Raw genomic sequence first — 19,698 nt, 5'->3', positions numbered from 1 at the left:
ATATCCCGGGGATCAGTGGGCGTGGTCGGCCGAGCCTTTGCCAAGTTCGGATTTCAGGATGAAGCTGCCTGCCGTCGCCACGTCCTGGCCGGCCTGTAACCCGTCACGAATCTCGATGCGATTACCGTCGCGCTCGCCCAGCGAAACCGGGGTCGCCTGGAAGCCCTCGGCGGTACGCACGAACACGGTGGGCGTATTTTCCACGGTCTGTACCGACTCGACCGGCACCGTCACCGGAACGCGGCGACCGTCGGCGCTGACCTGAACCGTCACGAACAATCCGGGACGCCAGGCCCCGTCAGGATTGGCAAGCGTCACGCGAGCCGTGGCGGCACGCGTCTGCTCACCAAGCAAGCTGCCAACGTGGGCCACCTTACCCATCGTTCGCATACCCAACTCGCCCGCCACGACTTCCACTTCCCGGCCAACCTTGACCCGCATCAGGTCGCGCGCAGGCACGCTGAAGGTCGCCCACACCCGCGAGAGATCGGTCAGGGTGAAGACACTGGAGGTCTCATCCACTCGTTCGCCGAGCACCAGATGCTTCTCGACGATGACGCCATCGAACGGGGCACGCAGTTCATAGCGATTACCGCCGCCCGTGGTGCTTGCGCCACCCAGTGCACGCGTTTTTTCCTGCGCGTTGCGCAAGGCGATCTCCGCTTCGCGCAGGCTTTGCTGTGCCTGAAGGTAATCCTGTTCGGCAGAGATGCGTTCCTGCCAGAGCGTGCGCTCGCGCTCGAACAGCGTGCGCGCGGAACGAAGACGTTGTTCTGCGGCGGCGAGCTCACTGCGCTGATCCGACAGCTGCTGGCTGGAGATCACCGCCAGCAGCTGGCCCTTCTTTACTTCGTCGCCAAGATTGACCGAAACCGACTCGACGACGCCTGCCACGCGCGGCACGACATGCGCCGTACGGTCTTCATCGAAGCGCAGCTCGCCAGGCAGCGCGACGGATGAGCCAATGGATGCCGGGCCGGATTTGCTCAGCTCGATGCCTGCCGCGCGGATCTGCTCGGGACTGAGGGCAATTTCACCCTCGCCGTGTTCTTCGTCGCCATGCTCATCGCCGTGCGCATCGCCCGCTTCGCCATGGCCTTCTTCACCATGACTTCCTTCCTCGTGGACTTCCTCTTCAGCGTGACCATCTTCCTCATCGTGGCCAGCTTCGGCCGCGCCATGACTGTTCTCCCCTTCTTCATGAGCGTGGCCCTCCTCACTGGCCCGCGCGTCCGGTAAGAAGCCGTCCTTCGCGCCAACGCCTGCGGCCAGTAGCAACGTGATCGCCAAGGCGATTCCTGTCTGTTTATTCATGCAAGCTCCCTCACCGCCCTGACATCTGGACGGTGTTTCGGTCATTCGAAAGTGGTGGTCGGTCCGTACAGCCGCTCGATACGCACCCAGGCGTCGACCACGGCTTGCAATGACTGCAGATAACGCGTGCGCGCATCGATCAGCGCACGCTGCGCGTCGAGCACGTCGAGGAAGGCGAAGCGCCCGAGACCGAAGCCGCGCGTGGCGACATCCACGGTGCGTTGCCCCGCCGGCAATATCCGGTTGCGGATCTCATCGACGTCCGAAAGCGCGGTCCGCCAGTCCCGTAGCGCCTGCTGAATCTCGCCACGAACGCGAATCTCGGCGGCGTTACGCAGATCGCGCGCCTGCTCCGCGCGGCGGGCGGCTGCCAGCACGTTGCCCTGGTTACGATCAAACAACGGCAGCGGCACGGAGAAGCCAACGAGATTAATGCGCTCGCGCTCGATCTCGTCATACTGGCTACCGATGCTGATACTGATGTCGGGATAACGCCCGCTACGCTCCAGCCCAAGCTCGGCTTCGCTCAGGTTCACCTGACGCAGCGCCTTGCGCATGTCGGCACTGTCGCGCACACGAGCCAGCAGGTCCGCCTCGCTGGGCACCCCGGGCAAGTGTTCGAAGCTGCCGACCAGCTCGCCAAAGTCCGGCGCATCGGTGCCCAACAACCGGGCCAGCATCTGCCGCGCGTTGTCCCATTCCTGCCGTGCACGCCGCACATCCAGCTGCGTGGTCGCCAACTGCATGTCAGCGCGCGTCACCTCGACCGGGGAAACCTTGCCCGCGTCCACCTGCGCCCCGGCGACTTTCGCGCCACGCTCGGCAAGCGCGAGGGACGCCTCGGCCAGCCGCATGCCTTCTTGGGCGCGCAACGCGGCAAAAAAGCCTTGTATGACGTCAGCCCGCAAGCCCTGGCGGCGCAGGTCCATGTCGGCATCCACCACGGACTGGTTGGCTTCGGCTACGCCGATACGCGCGCCGCGTTTACCGCCCAGCTCGATCGGCTGGGTGATTGAGACCGAGCGCGTCTGCCGGTCGGAGCGAGTGTCTTCCATTTCGAACCCGATCTCCGGGTTGGGAATGACCCCGGCCTGACGGCGCATGCCACTGGCGATGCCAATGTCGGAACGCGCGGCGGAAAAATCCGGATTACGCTCGTAAGCCAGGGATACGGCGCGCTCAAGCGTGAGGCTCTCTTGCGCACCCGCCTCGAGCGACATCAGTGCCAGCCCGATGCCCAGCAGGCTACCGGCAAGCAGATAGAAGCGTTTCTTTCGGTACATACCCAACACTGCTGTGCAGTGCCCCCTTCGTCGACCGCGTTGGCCCGGCCGCACGTGTCCGACCAGGTAGCTGATGGCTCAGCGGCGCCGACTTTAGAAGGGGGTGGGTATCGACCCGGTGACCACAACATTACAAATCTGTAATCCAAGGCAGTTCGACGAACCGGCCTGGATTACGGAATCGTCATCTGCGGCTAATTCTGCGGTTATCCCTGGGCTGCGATAACGGCAGGGGCGCCGAAGACCAAGAGCAAAAGGCGCACCTCGATCGCACTGCCGTCATCAGGAGCACACCATGAACAAAAAGGCCGGGCTGTCACTGGCAGCCTTCTCCCTCGCGCTGGGCAGCCCCCCGCTATACGCTGACACCGCGCCCGCAGCGGGCTTCATTGAAGGCAGCACGCTTTCGCTGATAAACCGCAACTACTACTTCAACCGGGATTTTCGTGACGGTTCGAGCGCCACGGGAAATGGCTACTCTGAGGAGTGGGCCCACGGGCTGATGGCGGTGTTCGAATCCGGCTATACGCAGGGCTCGGTGGCCGTCGGCATCGACGCATTCGCGATGCTCGGCCTCAAGCTCGACACCGGCTCCGGTCGCTCTGGCGCGGGTGGCAGCATCGACCTGCTTCCGTACAACAGCGAAGGCGACGCCGAGGACGGTTTCTCACGCGTCGGTGGTGCCGTGAAGGCGCGTCTGCTGGACACCGAGATAAAGGCCGGCGATGTCTTTCCCACCACGCCAGTCGTGCACTTCGGCGACTCCCGCTTGCTACCGGAAAGTTTCAAGGGCGTTACGGTCGTCAATACATCACTGGACGGCCTGACCTTTCAGGGCGGCCGCCTGCACGCGATGAGCCAGCCCAACACCAGCAACATGAAGGAAGACTTCGTCACGTTCTATGGCGGCGCGGTCGACTCGCCCTGGCTGGGCTACGGCGGTGGGGATTACGTGGTCAACGACTACCTCAGCCTCGGCCTGTACACCAGCCGCCTGAAGGACGCATGGAACCAGCACTATTTCGGCGCATCCGCCAACTATCCGCTCTCGGACACCGTTGCCTTGCTAGGCAGCTTCAACTACTACAAAGCCACCGACGAAGGGCGCGAGTTACTAGGCGAATTCAACAATGACATCTGGAGCACCAGCTTCGGGGTTGCGTTCGGCGCGCATACCGTCACGGCGTCCTATCAACGCAACAACGGCAACGATGACTTCGATTATTTGCGCCAGGCCGACTCCATCTATTTGAACAACTCTATCCAGTACAGCGACTTCAACTCGCCCAAGGAGCAATCCTGGATGCTGCGCTATGACCTGAGCATGGCGCCCTACGGCATTCCCGGGCTCAGCTTCATGACGCGCTATGCCCGAGGGTGGGGGGCCGATTACAGCAATGCCAATGATGTGTACAGGCGCGAAGACGATAACGGTGCGCCTCTGACTGGTCAGAAGCGCTGGGAGCGTGACGTCGAAGTTCGCTACGTCGTACAAAGTGGCGCCCTCAAGGACCTGTCGCTGCGCGTCCGCCAGGCCACCACACGCGCGACGGCGTTCGAGTCCGACCTCGACGAGGTTCGCTTCATCACCGAATACCCACTGTCGATACTTTGAATCGTCACAAGCGGTAGACACATCTTCTTTTTTGTTCCTTTGGTTTGAAGATGTGTTTTTAGGCGCCCACCCGGGCGCCTTTTTTTATGTACGGCGATGCCAATAACCACCGCTACACATGAACCGCGGATTACAAATCTGCAAGGTAGGCACCTGAGCCGAGCATTGGGGTTAGGGTTTGCTTGACCCTGTAGCTACTACAGCGATTATTGTGCCGTCGTTTATCCGAACGTTCCCGCCGAGTCTCCAAAACATGCGCATCCTGGTTGTAGAAGACGAAAACAAAGCCGCGGAATACCTGCAGCAAGGCCTTATTGAGAGCGGTTACGTCGTCGACCGGGCCGGCGATGGCCTCGACGGTTTACATCTTGCGCTGCAGCACGACTACGACATCGTTCTACTGGATGTGAACCTGCCGACCATGGACGGCTGGGAAGTGCTCGAACTCATCCGGCGCCGCAAACAAACGCGCGTGATCATGCTCACCGCCCATGGCCGCCTGGAAGAAAAGGTGCGTGGCCTGGAACTGGGCGCCGATGACTACCTCGTCAAACCCTTCCAGTTTCCCGAATTGCTCGCCCGTATCCGCACGCTGCTGCGACGGGGCGAAACCGTGACGCTTTCAAGCCACCTGCGTGTGGCCGACCTAGAGCTGGACCCCGGTCGGCATCGTGCGTACCGAAACGGGCAACGCATCGACCTCACGAGCAAGGAGTTCGCCTTGCTCCATCTGCTGATGCGGCGAACCGGCGAAGTGCTTACCCGTACCGAGATCACCTCGCTCGTCTGGGACATTAATTTCGACTGCGACACGAATGTCGTGGAGGTCGCGATTCGCCGCCTGCGCATGAAGGTGGACGAGCCCTTCGGCGAACGTCTGATCCATACCATTCGCGGTGTTGGCTACATCCTCGAGGCGCGGCCGTGAAGCCACTGAGTCTGGCGTCACGCCTGGCGCTGCAGATCGCGCTGACGGGCGCCGCCTTGGTGGCATTACTGATTGCCATGAGTTACTGGGTACTCGCACGCCAGCTGGAATTGCGCGCTCAGGAAGAACTGACGGCCAAGCTCGCGCAGATCGATCATGGTTTGCTGGAAGACACCGGCGCCCGCATGAGCCGACCTTGGCAACATGCTTTGAGCGATACCGTGCTCGGTCATGATGACCTTTCGATCAGCGTCATCGGTGATCCAAAGAAGCCGCCTGTTTTCGGGATAGGCCGTTTTTCGAACGAGCCTGGACAGCTCGATCTGATCAGTCGGGATGGCTTTTATCTGGATTGGACCACTAGGAATGGTGTGCGCATGCTGACGGGGCGTAAGCAAATCCAAATATCAGGTCGAGCGCCGATGACCCTCCTGCTCTCGCAGGACCGTAGCGCCGATCAGCGGCTCATGGCCGCGTTCCTCCGCTCAGCGATACTTGCCGTACCCATGCTGCTAATGCTTATCGGCATGGCCGGTTGGTTGGTCGCACACAACGGTTTACGTCCACTTCGCCGATTTCGCGCGCTGGCCACACAAGTGTCCACCGAAGACCTATCGCCCCGAATCCGTACTGAGCGACTACCCGGCGAGCTGCATGCCCTGGCGCACAGCCTGAACGTAATGCTTCATCGGCTCGATACGGGGGTGCAGCAACTGTCACAATTCTCCGACGATGCAGCGCACGAGCTACGCGCCCCTCTGAACAATCTCATGGGCAAGGCGCAGGTCGCGTTGTCACGAGAACGCAGCAAAGAAGAATACCGGGATGTACTCGAATCCTCGGTGGAAGAACTTGAACGGCTCAGCCGGACCGTCTCGGACATGCTCTTTCTCGCACAGGTGAATCACGCCAGTCCTGCGCTTGCCTTGGAACCTCTGCCGCTGGGCGAAGAAGCGAGGCGCGTGTGTGACTACTTCGAGTTCCTCGCGGACGAATCGGGAGTGGAAACAACGGTAACTGGCGACGCGATCGTCCTCGGCGATCGGCTCATGGTCCAACGGGTCATCTCCAACCTGTTGTCCAACGCGCTACGGCATGCTGCCCCAGGCACTAATGTCGAGCTCGTAATCATTGAAAAAACCGACGACATCTCACTCGCTGTCACCAATCAAGGTGCGAACGTTCCGCCACATCACCTACCCCACTTATTCGAACGGTTCTATCGCGCGGACGGTAGCCCTTCGCGCGGAACGGGTTTGGGCCTGTCCATCGTCCGTTCGGTCATGAGCCTCCACGAAGGCCAGGTAGGCGTCACCAGCGAGGCTGGGATGACGACCTTCACGCTGATTTTCCCTCGAGCTTTATAAGGTGCTGTACCGCTACGTACTGTTGGAGGCTCGAAACTGTTGAGAAACAGAGCCATCGATCAGCTCTACTGCGAATGAGCGCTTTTTTTGGCTCGCGGCTGACCGCTTCTGGCCGATTGCTGCCTTCCACAGCATGATCACCGGTCAACAATCAACAAACCAGTTATAGAAATGGTATCCCGCGCTAACCGATAAAGCACATGTGCCCAGCGTCAATAGAGGCCACTGTCCTTCGACACCAAGCCACCACTGCACCTTGAACAGAAAGGCTCCGACCAACACGCAGGCCAGAACACCAAGAGCCAGACCAACCAAAGCGAACAGCCGAGCCCCTAAACCCGGATTTCCGCCGTGCCAGTTCTCACTCAGGCAAAAGGGGCAGTGATTGGACGTAGGCGAATATCCCCAGAAACCACGGCTATATGTCGCTCTCGGAACCATAGCTTTGCCACAGTTGTGACAGGTAGCCATCGAGTGTCTCATACCGCACCTTAGCTCAAATCGTCCTAGATGAGCCTATGATGCGCTACCACTGAAAATACCCAACTAAGTGACCTTACATCTACCCAGCGCCCGGTCTGAGCTGGACTCAAACCCTCGTAGCCAGATAACCGAGGCTATGCTGTACACGACCGACTCCATTGAACGCTCACCAGAGGCTGACTGGCCCCGTGGACTTGCCCCTCTCAAACCGGACACCACAACCCTGTTAAGTTGATGTTACGGCCAACCGTTTGAACTCCCGAGGTGAGCGGTACTTCAGTGCGCTGTGCGGATGCTCTTCGTTGTAGTGTTCAAAAGCAATCGCTAGGTTGCGTAGCGCTGTCTGGCGATCCGGCCGGGGCATGTGGGCGATGTAATCACGCTTCATCGTCTTCACGAAGCTTTCGGCCATGCCGTTGCTCTGCGGGCTGCACACTGGCGTGGTCAGCGGTATCAAGCCGATTTCCCGAGCAAAAACGCGCGTCTGTTCGGCGGTGTACGCCGAGCCGTTATCGCTCAGCCATTGAATCTGAGTGACAGGCAGTGCCTGTCCAAAACGTTTCTCGACGGCTTCAAGCATGACGTCGCGGACGTCGTCACCGCTGTAGCCACTCGGGCTGGCTACCCAGCTGATAGCCTCGCGGTCACAGCAGTCCAAGGCAAAGGTCACACGCAGCTTGGCACCATCGTCACAACGAAATTCAAAACCGTCCGAGCACCAACGGGTGTTGCTCGTATCTACCGCTACCCGGCCTTCATGACGACGAGCCACACCGGGCTGCTTGCGGCGTTTCTCCAGCAGCAGGTCATGGTCGCGCATGACCCGATAGACCCGTTTCACATTGACCACCGGTTCGGCCTGCCTACGTAGAAGCGCCCAGACACGGCGGTAGCCATAGCTGGGCAAGTCGGAGATTGAGGTCTTGATCCGCTCCACCAGAGCCGTATCGTCAGGGATACGCCGACGACGGGCTCCTTTGTCTTCTTTGGCCTGCTTGATTCGAGCCGTTAGTTGCGAGCGCGACACACCGAGACTTTCGCTGACCAGCTTCACTGGTCGTCCCCCGGCAACAAGGGTGAGTGCGCAATCCATTTTCGCGAGCGGGCAATCTCCACAGTTTCCTTGAGAACTTCCGCTTCCATGGTCTTCTTGCCCAGCATCCGTTGCAGTTCGCGGATTTGCTTCATCGCATCGGCCAGCTCCGAAGCCGGGACTACGGCCTCTCCGGCGCTAACCGCCGACAGGCTGCCATCCTGATAGAGCTTGCGCCAATGAAACAGCTGGTTGGGGTTGATGCCGTGGCGTCGGGCGACCACTGAGACGCTGTGCCCGGGCTCAAGACTTTCGCGCACCATGGTGAGCTTCTCCTCGACGCTCCAGCGGCGACGCCGCTCCTGGCCGAGTACTTCGATATGTCTGTCTTTGCTGGTAGTCATAAACACGACCGTTTGCCTATCCCTTATGGTAAGGGGGAAACGGTGTCCGGTGTTTCAGGGGGCTCGTTCACCCCGCCTGGTCGCAGCACGATAATTCAGGACGCCAGTTCAACTCCTCAAACAGCCGCTCATCGGAGATACGTGCACGGGGGCACTTATGGGGGCATTTAAGAACAAACTTATCAATAAAGTAATCTAAAACAATAGGTTATGTATAGATTTTCAATCCCCCCGGCTCCACCAATCAAGCAGTACAAAAGGCACTTAGCGAACGCTACAGTGCCTTTTTTGTGCCTGAATGAACCATCTTGGCTCCGATGACGCTTCACTAGCGGGTTAGAAATCTCTATCTCGACGCTCGCCATCTGGAAACGCGTTTCTGCTGAAGTAGCCCAGCTTTATACTTCGCTCTAGTTGTCGCCGGCGGTCAGCAGGCCGGCAATTCAGGCGGCACTCAAGCAGCAAGCGCCCAAACCGCAGGCGCTTGCCGTTCGTGCATCGCGTTGTCACGCGCCTACGGTCGAGCCTTTGTCCATTCGGGTCTGGAGGTTGCTGCCATCGCCGTCATAGTCGTTGTGCGCAATTTTGTCCCAGCCTTCTTCGGGCAGGCGCCCCTCGTCGCTGAAGAATTCATACTCCTCATCGCGGTACTCGAAGATGCTTTGGTCATCAGGTGCGTCGCGCTGGGCATAGTTGTACATGTAGCTATCGAGGAATTCGTAGCGCTGCAGACCATCCTCAGTCAGCAAACCCTGGTCGTTGAGGTCGTTGAATAGCTGGTTCAGGTCATCGCGGTGCGCATCCATGCGGTTGTTGTGCTTGATGTCCTCGACGATGAGGAATGGCGTGAGTGCCACGGTGAGTGCAGCGCCAGCCCACAGCAGCGGACCCGCGATAGCTCGGGCGGCGCTGACGCCCATCAAGGCAGCCATTTGCGCGCCGCCGCCTGCGAGGTTGAATGCCCCAGCCGCGACCGTGATCGCGCCTTGGGCGATGCCTACCTTATCTCCGCTGTCGGATGCTGACTTGATCTTGAGTCCACCCAATACCACGTCTGCAGCGCCGGTAAAGGTGTTGGCGCCGGCATCCATCACCCTAAGGAAAGCTGAGATGCCACGTGTGGTGGGCGTGCTGCCGTTGAGCCCGGGGTTCTTCGCAAACCCGTCGCGGAAACCTTCATTGATCTTTTCCAGCTGCTCATTGGACATATTGAGCCGTTCACCTAGCTTTTCCTTGCTATCAATTGGTGCTGCGTCGATCGCGGCGTTGAAGTCCTCGAACAGCTTCTTGACCTCACCTTCGACCAGACTGATATTCCGGCCCTTGCCATCGGGCTTGTCATTGCCAAAGATCTCCGGCAAGGACTTGTCCAGGCCCAGCATCTGGTTGACTTGCGTGCCCTTGATGCTGTCGAAGATGTTGCTGCCCAAATTGACGAAATGCTGTCCTGCCCCCAATACGCTGACAAAGTCCTTCGCAACGGCCAGACGTTCTTCAGGCGTATCCGCCAACGAGCCACCTTTGCCAGCGAGCTGGTAGATCCCCGATGCCAACGAGATCATGCCGCCCGCCGTACCCAGCAGACCATTTCCGTTCATCTCGGTGATGGTCTTAAGCATGCTGCCATGAGCGCCCTCACCCAGCGTCTTGTAGACGTCTTTGCTCATGACCTTGTTGATGTCGTCGGCAGTGATGGTACCGTTCTGCGCAAACTTCGCGCCGAGCTCCTTGAGCGCATTTCCAAATGCCTTGGCCGTTTGCTTGTCGCCCAGGAACTCCTGGATAAATCGCTCGAATTCAACGGTACGGCGAGGTAGGTCGACGCCGCCCTTTTTAAGGGCTGTCAGCAACGTCTTGATGGTGTCTTGAGTGGCAAGCGCGGTGTTGTCGTCACTGATGAGGGATGGGTCCGACATCAGCTTGTCGAGGTCCATCGTGGTCGCATCGATCATCATGTGCTGTGAGAATTGGGCCGCCTTGTCTGGATCGAACGCGGCAAGTGACGCGTAGGTCTTGTTGATGTCCGCCTCGGCGAGTTCGCCTTTGCCACTCTCCTTGAGGTCGGCGATGTAGCGTGAGTATTCCTCGGAGAACGCTGTTTCCTCCAGCTTCTCCCGAACGCCGTCCTTGTCCGGCAGCGCGTCAGTGGCCTTGGCTTGGGCGGCGAGAAAGTCCTTCTGTACGCTTTCCGAACCGAACAGCTCTGCGACCTGCTCGTTGACCTTTTCCCGGTCGATGATCGTCTCGAAATCCTGGCCGTCGGCTCTGGTCGTGCTCTGCCCCATGGACATGTCCAGCGTCACCATATCCAGGCCGTTCTCGCTGGCGGCCTGCGCGCGCAGCGCGTTGTACATCTTGGCGCGGTCGTCGTCCTTGGCGATGGTGCCGCTGTCGATTCCGGCCTTCCAATCCTTCATAAGCGTCTGCCAGGTCATTTCGCTGACCGTGAGCTTCTTGTTCTTGTCGTTGGCATCCGTCGTGGTCGTTTCAAGATTGCCGATATCCAGTTCGCTCGCAGGCGGCAAGCCGGCCTTTTTCCGCTCGAAGTCAATTCGGCTCTCATCAGTAGGCTCGGGGCCCTTGAGGCTGGAGAAGCCGTATTTACCAAAGTCCTGCAGGCGGCCGGCTTCGGTACCGTTCCTGGCTTCGCCGCCCTTGGTCATGCCGTCGATGATGCCGTTGCCAATATCGCCCCCCTCGAGCACATTGCCGTCAGCGTCATGCTTTTCGATGTGCTCCAGGACCTGAGAAGCGCGGAACGCAGCATCCGCATCGGTCTCGAAGTCTCCGACGCGCTCCTTGAGCATGTCCTTGATCCCGCTTTGGTTGCCCAGGTTCTTGAGCAACGGATCGCCGTCGATGATTTCCTCTGCGGTGCGCTTGTCGTTCGCTGGACGCTCCCAGACAATGCCCAGCGCTTCGGCCTGCTCGCGTGCCTCTTTGTTTTCCGAGGCGTTCGCGGCGTGCTGCAGCTCCCCCTTGAGGCTGGAAAAACCGTATTTGCCAAAGTCCTGCAAACGGCCCGCCTCAGTACCGTTCCTAGCCTCTCCGCTGCTGGTGAAACCATCAATGCTACTGTTGCGCACGTCATCGCTCACCAGGCGATTGCCGTCGCCATCGAAGCTCACAACGTGTTCAAGCACCTGGACGGCACGATGTGCAGCGTCGGCGTCGTTTTCGAAGTCGCCGACACGCTCCTTGAGCATGTCCTTCACACCGCTCTGGTTACCGAGATTCTTCAGCAACGGGCTATCGTTGATAATTTCCTCCGCAGAGCGATCGTCGCCTTCCGGGCGGACCCACTCGATACCCAGGGCTTCGGCCTGCTCCTTCGCTTCGTTGTTATTGGGGGCGTCGTCTATATGGTTGAGCTCACCTTTAAGATGGGTGAAACCATATTTGCCAAAGTCTTGAAGCCGCCCGGCTTCGGTGCCGTGTTTGGCGTGGCCCTGACTGGTGAAACCGTCCACACGGCCGTTTTCAGTATCGCCCCCCACCAGCCGTTCGCCTTTTTCGTCGTACTTCTCGATGTGCTCCAACACTTGTGCCGCACGGTACGCAGCGTCGGCATCGTTATCGAAGTCACCGACTCGCTCCTTGAGCTTGTCCTTTACGCCACTCTGATTCCCCAGATTTTTCAGCAGCGGAGTGTCGTCGATGATCTCCTGAGCAGAGCGCTTGTCGTCTTCTGGCCTTTCCCACCGAATGCCGACTTCTTTTGCCTGGGCGGCCGCCTCATCCCAGGCCCTGGTGGAATCGGAGCCAGCGCTTGTGTCTACCGATGAATTACCTGCAGCTTTAACGGACATGGTCTCTTCCCTCTGTTGAACCAGAAGTCCAGCGACTGCCCGAGCTGTATAAAACGAAAAAACAGACTCGCTACTGGTGAACTGGCAAGAATGTTTGAATTGTTTCCGGCCACCAATCCAGGCGATCGACTCCGGGCGCCTGGCGGGACTGGGTGTCGCGGCGCACGCCTATGGCGTCGCTAAGAATGCGATTTGGGATCTACTGGAAACAAAGCGGACATCGCGGTGCCTTGATTCAGTCCGTGATAGCCAGACGACAGCGGCAAAACACCGCACGAGCTCGGAGAAGGCCACTATGGACTCGACGGATGACGCGCTTATTGCAGCTTCGTTAATGGCCCGCGCGGTGGCCTTCCAGCCCGCGTGCTCGCGGGCCAGCCAGTGCTCATCGAGCTCTACAGCTAATGGGGTGAGCCTTGTATTCGATTTCCTGAGAACGATCAGCGGCAAATAGCGCTCTCACGCTTAACTTCCTTTTGCGAGAGATCGACGTGGCAGTTGCGAACAAAGACTCACTCAAGCGCGCGGTTACTACGCCGATGCTTGTGCTTTTCATTCTTGGCGACGTTCTAGGGGCCGGCGTGTATGCGCTCGCTGGAACCATCGCAGGCCGGGTGGGCGGCGTTATCTGGGCACCGCTGCTCATCGCCCTCTTCTTCGCGTTGCTCACCGCGGCCTCCTATGCGGAGCTTGTCACCAAGTATCCCAAGGCAGGCGGCGCTGCACTCTATGCAGAAAAGGCCTTCGGCAAGCCATGGGTTTCATTCCTGGTCGGCTTTTCCATGCTGGCCGCTGGCGTTACGAGCGCCGCGGGGCTTTCGGTCGCTTTTGCGGGCGGTTACTTGCAGGCCCTGGTTGAGGTACCGCCCGCATGGGTCTGCCTGGGGTTCCTGGTGATTGTCGGCCTGCTCAATGCTCGGGGTATCAAGGAGTCGCTAACGGCCAATCTTGTGATGACCGTGATTGAACTGGGCGGACTGCTGCTCGTCGTCATTGCGGCGATATGGTTTGTCGCCCAAAACGGCGGAAACGCCTCCCAGCTCCTTCAAACGGATTCGCCATCAGTCACTACGGCAATACTGGGCGCATCACTGCTCGCGTTTTATTCCTTCGTCGGCTTCGAAACCTCTGCGAACCTTGCAGAAGAAGTACGCGACGTAAGCAAGGTCTATCCACGAGCGCTGTTCGGCGCCCTCCTGATCACTGGCGCCGTCTACATGCTGGTCGGCATAAGTGCCGCGCTGGTGCTCCCAGTAGATGAGCTGAAGGACTCCGAAGCACCACTGATGGATGTCGTTTCGGCTTCGGGGCTGGGCGTATCGTCGGAATGGTTCGCCGTGATTGCGCTTATCGCCGTCGCCAACGGTGCATTGCTGACCATGATCATGGCAAGCCGGCTCGCCTATGGCATGGCTCACCAGGGGCTATTGCCAGCCGTGATCGGCCGCGTGCTTCCCAAGCGCCGCACACCCGGTATCGCAATTCTAGGAACGAGCGCAGTCGCCATTGCGCTGACCTTCACCAGTACCCTGGCGGTGCTTGCCGAGACCGTCGTACTACTGCTGCTCGTGGTGTTCATGAGCACGAACCTGGCTGTGCTGGTGCTCAAACGGGACAAGGTTGCCCATGAGCACTTCCACGTTCATTGGTTCTTCCCGATCCTTGCAATCGGGTCATGCATCCTATTGCTGTTCCAGCAAAGCGCTGGCACATGGCTTCGAGCGGGAATCATGCTGGCAGTAGGTGGCCTGCTGTTCGCGCTCTCCTCCTATGCCAAAGGCGCCAAGCGCACCTAGCCCATCCTCCGGTTGATACGTGAAATAAAAAAACCCCGGCCTAGGCCGGGGTTTTTCTGCAGCTACGGCGTGATCAATACACGAACGTCAGCACGAAGTTGAACAGCAGGGCTGCCGCGAAGCCCAGCGGTGCCGCACGGAACAACAGTTTTGGAAACAGCTTGGTACGTGCTTCGTCGGTGGGACAGGAGCCAAGGATCAGGCTGCCACCGGACGAGAATGGCGAGATTGACGTTGCCTGAGCACCGGCGACGATGCACACGAAGATGATCAGCGGGTCGATGGAGAGATTAGCGGCAATCTCGGGCACGATCGGGAACAGTGCTGGCGTAACTACACCCAGCGTACTCGCGAACAGCGACATCAATGCCGCAACAACGCCGAACGCTACGGGGACGAGGAAGGCCGGGATCGTCGTACTGATCCAGGACGCTAGCAAACCGATCGTTCCTGCCTTGATGGCGACCGATATCAACATGCCCACCCCACAAATCATGATAATGGTGGGCCATGGAATCGCACCCATCACCTTGCGCTCGTCACCCAGCTTTAGCAGAAGCGCAATCACCGCGAAGACGCTGGCAATCAGGCCGATATCGATCTTCGAGTTTATGAAGGTGACCGTGCCGTTCTGTGGCAACAGCAGATGTGCGATTGGCGCGAGCAGTACACAGGCCATCATGAGCATGGTCAGGATGAGGGTCTGCTTCTGCTGCCGATTCAGCGGAGATGGAACCTCTGCCTCATACACCGCCCCCGCCGTCGCGCTACCCCGGCCCATGAAAACAAAGCCCGTGATCACCAGCAGCGGGATGACGGCTGTCGCCAGGAAGATCCCCAATGCGTTGATGAACGCGGTGTTCTCATCGACTCCGGCGTTCATCATCAGGCTACGGAAGATGATACCGCTCTGGCTCGATACGAAGTTCGCACCAGCCAATGCCCCGTAATTCACAGCCATCGCGCCCACGATCAGGCTCATCTGCGTGCGGGCGCATAACAACAGGGTAATGGGCGCCATGAAGGCGAGCACCGTGTAATAACCCGCGCCAAGCCCAGCAATCAGCGTTGCGGTGAAGAACACGGCATACGGCAGAAGCTGCGGTACTTTGCGGCATCGGTAGATCAAGTGCTCGGCCAGCTTCTCCAATGTGCCATTGACGATGGCAAAGCCGTAAAACAGGCAAACGGCAAAGATGATGAAGAACAGCTTGAGGGGCCACATGCCGATCACGTCGGAAGGACTCAGGCCAAGCACGAAGCAACCAATCAGGTACGCGAAGCCGATGGCGAACAGGCCAATATTGATGCCTGTCGTGTAACCAAGCACGATCGCCGCGACGATCGCGGCAACGACGATCAGACTAACCATTTTATTTTCCTCGTTTCCGTCGATGCGCCATCACGCACCAAGCGCGATATGAAAGGCTTGAGCTGCGTTATTGACGAGTATCTGTGCGCGGTCGCCGGGTTCGGGTAGAAGCTTTTCCATGAAACGCACCTGATCGTCATAACCCGTCTTTTCCTCGTACCGCGTATGCGGCCAGTCGCTGCCCCAAAGGAAGCGGTCGAGCCTACCGCGTGCAGCACGCATCCGGGCGAGGACTACTGCCGCCTGGGCAAGATCCGAATCGCTGCGATAAGCGGCGGATACCTTCACCCATATGCGACCGCCGGACAACAGCGAGAGAAATGCCTCTTCTTTTGCTTCCCATGCATCAGGGCCACGGCTCGGTAGGCCGAAATGGTCGACGATGACCTCGATACCCGCGTCGAGAATAGAAGGAAGGATGGTCACCAGGTCATCCATTCCTCGCTGTATCTCGACCGTCCAGCCACGCGCAGCCAGGCGACTGAAGAAGCGCTGCCAATTGGCGCAGCCAAAGTCGTCGAGAGACTTGCCGATTAGATTAAGCCGTATGCCCACGACACCACGCGCGGCCATTTCGTCCAGCTGCGTATCGGTGATATCGGGCTCAACAACGGCGGTGCCCCGAAGTCGACGGGGGTAACGCTCCAGGGCCTCCAGCAGGTAACTGTTGTCCGTACCCAGGAAGCTTGGCTGTACGAGGACCCCATGGGAAAAACCATGGTGATCGAGGTGCTGAAGGTATTGCTCGATGGTCGCGTCGTATTCGGGGCTATAGCGACGCCCGCTGGCCATTGGCAGATCTCGACGGAAGATATGCGCGTGCGTATCGACCCCGGTCACAGGAAGGGAATTACTCATGATGGCGCCTTGTTCTTGTCTGGCAGAGCGTCGCTAGGCAACGCGCATTCATACATTGATGTATATGAATGGATGAAATTACGATTGGCCGACAGCAATGTCAACGTTCCTACCCTGGCTGGGCTGGTGATACAGTGATCAGCACCGGAACTGGATGGATTCGACGAGTCACCCATGTTTGGAATGGACGAACGCTTGCCGCTCTACCAGCGGCTAAGAGATGAGATGCTGGCCAAGATTGGGTCGGGTGAATGGCTGCCGGGTACCCCTATACCCACTGAGGCCGAATTGACGCGTACCTATGGCGTCGCGATCGGTACGGTACGCAAGGCAGTGGATACCTTGGTGAACGATGGCCTGCTGCTACGCAACCAGGGCCGCGGCACGTTTGTTCGCCGCCCCGACTTCGAGGCATCGTTCTTTCGGTTCTTCCGGCAGGTATCAACGTCCGGAAGCCAGATTGTCCCGGAGAGCCGGATCCTCAAGCGAGAGCAGCGCGTGCCAAGCGAACAGGTCCGCGCGGCACTTCACCTGGGCGAAGCCGACAGCACGATCGCGATAGATCGGCTGCGCTTCGTGAACGGTAGAAGCGTCTTCAGAGAGGAGATCTGGCTGCCGGAGTCGCGCTTCGCTCCGCTGTTGGACGTTGCGCCTGAGGCGTTCGGAAACCTGCTTTATCCGTTTTACGAAATGCAGTGTGGTCAGTTGATCGCATCCGCCAAGGAGACGCTGACAGTTGCCGCGGCCGACGCCGAAATCGCAGAGACGCTGGAAATCCCTGAGGACGCCCCTATTGTCGTTATCGAGCGGGTTGCGCTGGGGTACGACCGGACGCCTTTGGAATACCGGATTTCGCGAGGCTCAGCGGATGGTTTCCGCTATCAGATCGATATCTCGTGACGTGAGTAAGTCAACCGAGTCTCGACAGCTGCTGGGCATTCGCCGTGTACAGTGAAAGGCGATCAAGTCCGGAAATGGATACGACGCAGCCATCTGCGCGGGTCACCGACCAGTGCTGGTTACCGATGCGCTGGACCTGATAGCCCGCGGCCTCAAGCCAGCCCTTAAGGTCTTCTTCAATAAGCGCATCCACATCCAATGGGACCGCGGACGTGTACATAAGGCTTTCGGATTCGTGCGAGCTATCCGGGAACAGGACCGCTTTCATGGGATCGAGGGGCTCCATTGGCCTGACATCCTGTCGTGGCGTGACTTCTAAACCGTCACGTTAATCCTTGGGTAAAGCCCGTTTTGCCGACCCCGTCGCAGATCCATGCGAGGGGCCGTGACGTTCGTCGGCTTAGTGGCGTGCGTCACGCCTTACGAAGCAAGACGACCTCTTCCACATGGCTAAAAGGTGGCCGCTGGACCCCAGTCAGCTCGGTCAGCGAAATCCACTGCCGGTCCATTTCCGACGATACCGTACCGAGCTTGGCAAGGGCATGGCCGCAAGCGCGGCGCACCGAAGGATCACTACTACGAGACAGTTCCAGGGCGAAAGAGGAGATGACACTGGAAAGTTGAGCGAGGCTCATTGCGTTCTGAGCAACGAGTGTTGCCAACCGTTCTTCGTTGGGAGTCATAGGCATTCCAGCCAGGCAGAGCGAGTTTCCAAACGGGCAACTCGGGGCGCGCATAATATCAAGTAGACATCATTTACAACGACCTTACAGATCGTCGCATCCCCACTGCAAAACGAGACGCACATCACATCCTCAACTCATCACGACTGACTTTCGAGCACCATCCGTACTTTTCGGGCCAATTCGCTCGGCATATAGGGCTTTGTGATCACCGCGAACTCTACGCCGCCCACATCAGTACGTTCTATTGCGCTCTCCGCATAGCCCGTAGTGAGCAGCACGCATATGGCAGGTGAAATTTTGCGTGCCTCCCGCGCTAGCACGACGCCATTCATGCCGCCCGGCATGATCAGATCCGTGAACAAAAGATCGAACGATTCCTCGCGCAAATACTGCAATGCCTGCTTGGCGTCGAGCGCGACACGGGTACTGTAGCCATAGTCCTTCAGGATTTCCTCGGCCAGGGCCGCCACATCTCCGCGGTCATCAACGATGAGAATCCTTTCATTACCTGAGACGTCAACCAAACGTTCGGCGACCTCCTCGGCAGGCTTTTCCGTCTCATCTTCAGCGGGGAAATACAGCCGGACCGTTGTGCCATGGCCTTCCTCGGAATAGATACGTACGGTACCACCCGATTGCTTGACGAAGCCGTAGACCATCGAGAGCCCCAAGCCGGAGCCCTTCCCTTCCTCCTTCGTCGTGAAGAATGGGTCCATGACGTGTTGCCGAATCTCGTTCGGCATACCAACCCCGTTGTCGCTGATCGATACGCTGACGTAACGCCCCGCCGCGATCTGCCCACGGCCTGCCATGGCTCGCGCATCGAGTTCGACGTTTCTGGTTTCGATGGAGACGTGCGGCTGATCCACATCCTGCAGTGCGTCGCGCGCGTTGATGAGAATATTGAGTAGCGCGACTTCTAGCTGAGTCGGATCGACGCGGCAGTTCCACAGGTCCTGCTGGAGATTCGTCGAAAAGCCCATTCCTTCCAGGGTTCGCTCGGCGGTCTCGTTCAGGCGCCCAGCCATGGTATTCAGGTTGAGAACACGTCCTTGGAGCTTCTGTTTCCGCGCGAACGAAAGCAGCTGCTGCGTTAACGTACTGGCTCGTGCAGCGGCGTCCTTGGCGAGGCCGGCGCTTCTGATAATGCGCTGCGCGTCTACTTCAGGCTTGGCTGCACTGATCTGTATGAGATCGATGTAGCCAGTCATGACCTGAAGCAGGTTATTGAAGTCGTGGGCGATCCCGCCTGTCAGCTGCCCTAGCGCTTCCATCTTCTGAGACTGGCGCAATGCATCCTCGGCGTCGCGGCGGCGACTGACATCGAGCTGTGAGGCAAAGTAATAGATCAACTCACCCGCATCGTTGTAGACGGGGGAGACGAACAGGCCGTTCCAGAAGGTCGAGCCATCCTTGCGATAGTTCAGTAGCTCGATCTGGATTTCATACTGTTTTTCGACAGCCTCGCGCACTTGAGCGACAGCGTCTGGATCCGTTTCCGGCCCCTGGAGCAACCTACAGTTTTGCCCGAGCAGCTCATCCAGTGTGTACCCGGTAAGTTCGGTAAACGCTGGATTGGCAAAGATGATCGGATTATCCGGCTGACTAGGATCAGTCACGATCATGGGCATGCGGGTGGTTTCGACCGCCGCAAAGAAGATGTTCTTGCCCACGCCGGAGAGGTCGGCCGTCGAGTCGTTATCGACGCGCGTTTCCGGGTAACGAGGTTTTTTCCGCTCAGTCATTTACTGTGAAGCCTGTCGAAACGGTGGCCCCGCTGCAATGGGTTGGCTGCGGGAATAACGCTTCGATTGCGCGGAAGGTTGCACGTTCCCAAACATCGGCCCCGG

The 19,698-nt window shown here is 58.8% G+C and carries 14 protein-coding genes; 5 read left to right on the top strand and 9 right to left on the bottom strand.

The window, feature by feature from the left end; all coding sequences use genetic code 11:
• Positions 1–12: 12 nt before the first annotated feature.
• Positions 13–1,314: an efflux RND transporter periplasmic adaptor subunit gene (locus ACY8D3_RS01495; protein ID WP_462381244.1), complete on the bottom strand. Its 1,302-nt coding sequence runs from the start codon at positions 1,312–1,314 to the stop codon at positions 13–15.
• A 41-nt stretch (positions 1,315–1,355) separates the two neighbouring features.
• The gene (locus tag ACY8D3_RS01490) at positions 1,356–2,597 is read right to left on the bottom strand and encodes a TolC family protein (protein WP_462381242.1); all 1,242 of its coding nucleotides are present in this window, start codon (positions 2,595–2,597) and stop codon (positions 1,356–1,358) included.
• Positions 2,598–2,892: 295 nt separating this feature from the next.
• On the opposite strand from ACY8D3_RS01490, the gene ACY8D3_RS01485 reads away from it, so the two are divergent.
• From ACY8D3_RS01485 to ACY8D3_RS01475, 3 genes are all read left to right on the top strand, one after another.
• Positions 2,893–4,212: an OprD family porin gene (locus ACY8D3_RS01485; protein WP_462381240.1), complete on the top strand. Its 1,320-nt coding sequence runs from the start codon at positions 2,893–2,895 to the stop codon at positions 4,210–4,212.
• Positions 4,213–4,465: 253 nt separating this feature from the next.
• Positions 4,466–5,140, top strand: a complete 675-nt coding sequence (locus ACY8D3_RS01480; RefSeq protein ID WP_462381238.1) for a heavy metal response regulator transcription factor — start codon at positions 4,466–4,468, stop codon at positions 5,138–5,140.
• Positions 5,137–6,507: a heavy metal sensor histidine kinase gene (locus ACY8D3_RS01475; RefSeq protein WP_462381237.1), complete on the top strand. Its 1,371-nt coding sequence runs from the start codon at positions 5,137–5,139 to the stop codon at positions 6,505–6,507. Before ACY8D3_RS01480 ends, ACY8D3_RS01475 begins: the two co-directional genes overlap by 4 nt.
• Positions 6,508–7,216: 709 nt before the next feature.
• On the opposite strand, the gene ACY8D3_RS01470 is transcribed toward ACY8D3_RS01475, so the two are convergent.
• Positions 7,217–8,427, bottom strand: a protein-coding gene (locus ACY8D3_RS01470; protein ID WP_462381235.1) for an IS3 family transposase whose coding sequence is annotated in 2 segments (ribosomal slippage) — positions 7,217–8,082 and positions 8,082–8,427 — 1,212 coding nt in all. Because the reading frame shifts where the segments join, the coding sequence is not laid out codon by codon here.
• A 506-nt stretch (positions 8,428–8,933) separates the two neighbouring features.
• Complete coding sequence (locus ACY8D3_RS01465; protein ID WP_462381234.1) at positions 8,934–12,236, bottom strand: HPP family protein; 3,303 nt, start codon at positions 12,234–12,236, stop codon at positions 8,934–8,936.
• Between the two features lie 539 nt (positions 12,237–12,775).
• Between ACY8D3_RS01465 and ACY8D3_RS01460 the strand changes: the two genes are divergently transcribed.
• Positions 12,776–14,032, top strand: coding sequence for an APC family permease (locus ACY8D3_RS01460; RefSeq protein ID WP_462384178.1), 1,257 nt, complete (start codon positions 12,776–12,778; stop codon positions 14,030–14,032).
• A 73-nt stretch (positions 14,033–14,105) separates the two neighbouring features.
• Here the strand turns inward: ACY8D3_RS01460 and ACY8D3_RS01455 are convergent, their stop codons facing one another.
• Positions 14,106–15,404 (bottom strand): SLC13 family permease, encoded by a 1,299-nt coding sequence (locus ACY8D3_RS01455; RefSeq protein WP_462381233.1) that lies wholly within the window; start codon positions 15,402–15,404, stop codon positions 14,106–14,108.
• A gap of 30 nt (positions 15,405–15,434) precedes the next feature.
• Positions 15,435–16,262 carry an amidohydrolase family protein gene (locus ACY8D3_RS01450; RefSeq protein WP_462381232.1) on the bottom strand — a complete coding sequence of 276 codons (828 nt, stop codon included), beginning with the start codon at positions 16,260–16,262 and terminating at the stop codon, positions 15,435–15,437.
• Between the two features lie 174 nt (positions 16,263–16,436).
• On the opposite strand from ACY8D3_RS01450, the gene ACY8D3_RS01445 reads away from it, so the two are divergent.
• On the top strand, positions 16,437–17,162 hold the full coding sequence (locus ACY8D3_RS01445) for a GntR family transcriptional regulator (protein WP_462381230.1): 726 nt from the start codon (positions 16,437–16,439) through the stop codon (positions 17,160–17,162).
• 10 nt (positions 17,163–17,172) lie between these two features.
• Here the strand turns inward: ACY8D3_RS01445 and ACY8D3_RS01440 are convergent, their stop codons facing one another.
• The 3 genes from ACY8D3_RS01440 to ACY8D3_RS01430 form a co-directional block, all read right to left on the bottom strand.
• Entirely contained in the window at positions 17,173–17,448 is a 276-nt protein-coding gene (locus ACY8D3_RS01440) for a hypothetical protein (RefSeq protein WP_462381228.1), read from the bottom strand.
• A 127-nt stretch (positions 17,449–17,575) separates the two neighbouring features.
• The gene (locus ACY8D3_RS01435; RefSeq protein ID WP_462381226.1) at positions 17,576–17,845 is read right to left on the bottom strand and encodes a hypothetical protein; all 270 of its coding nucleotides are present in this window, start codon (positions 17,843–17,845) and stop codon (positions 17,576–17,578) included.
• Between the two features lie 140 nt (positions 17,846–17,985).
• Positions 17,986–19,593, bottom strand: coding sequence for a histidine kinase famiy protein (locus ACY8D3_RS01430; RefSeq protein ID WP_462381225.1), 1,608 nt, complete (start codon positions 19,591–19,593; stop codon positions 17,986–17,988).
• Positions 19,594–19,698: the final 105 nt, after the last annotated feature.

The organism is Pseudomonas sp. Marseille-QA0892 (genome assembly GCF_054950135.1).
Note: the sequence above shows the minus strand (reverse complement) of the source record. Positions and strands in the feature narration are given on the sequence as shown.

Excerpts from the sequence above, each read along its gene's own strand:
- ACY8D3_RS01495 (WP_462381244.1), bottom strand. The coding sequence starts at position 1,314 with ATGAATAAACAGACAGGAATCGCCTTGGCGATCACGTTGCTACTGGCC.
- ACY8D3_RS01490 (WP_462381242.1), bottom strand. The coding sequence starts at position 2,597 with ATGTACCGAAAGAAACGCTTCTATCTGCTTGCCGGTAGCCTGCTGGGC.
- ACY8D3_RS01485 (WP_462381240.1), top strand. The coding sequence starts at position 2,893 with ATGAACAAAAAGGCCGGGCTGTCACTGGCAGCCTTCTCCCTCGCGCTG.
- ACY8D3_RS01480 (WP_462381238.1), top strand. The coding sequence starts at position 4,466 with ATGCGCATCCTGGTTGTAGAAGACGAAAACAAAGCCGCGGAATACCTG.
- ACY8D3_RS01465 (WP_462381234.1), bottom strand. The coding sequence starts at position 12,236 with ATGTCCGTTAAAGCTGCAGGTAATTCATCGGTAGACACAAGCGCTGGC.
- ACY8D3_RS01460 (WP_462384178.1), top strand. The coding sequence starts at position 12,776 with ATGCTTGTGCTTTTCATTCTTGGCGACGTTCTAGGGGCCGGCGTGTAT.
- ACY8D3_RS01455 (WP_462381233.1), bottom strand. The coding sequence starts at position 15,404 with ATGGTTAGTCTGATCGTCGTTGCCGCGATCGTCGCGGCGATCGTGCTT.
- ACY8D3_RS01450 (WP_462381232.1), bottom strand. The coding sequence starts at position 16,262 with ATGAGTAATTCCCTTCCTGTGACCGGGGTCGATACGCACGCGCATATC.
- ACY8D3_RS01445 (WP_462381230.1), top strand. The coding sequence starts at position 16,437 with ATGTTTGGAATGGACGAACGCTTGCCGCTCTACCAGCGGCTAAGAGAT.
- ACY8D3_RS01440 (WP_462381228.1), bottom strand. The coding sequence starts at position 17,448 with ATGGAGCCCCTCGATCCCATGAAAGCGGTCCTGTTCCCGGATAGCTCG.
- ACY8D3_RS01435 (WP_462381226.1), bottom strand. The coding sequence starts at position 17,845 with ATGACTCCCAACGAAGAACGGTTGGCAACACTCGTTGCTCAGAACGCA.
- ACY8D3_RS01430 (WP_462381225.1), bottom strand. The coding sequence starts at position 19,593 with ATGACTGAGCGGAAAAAACCTCGTTACCCGGAAACGCGCGTCGATAAC.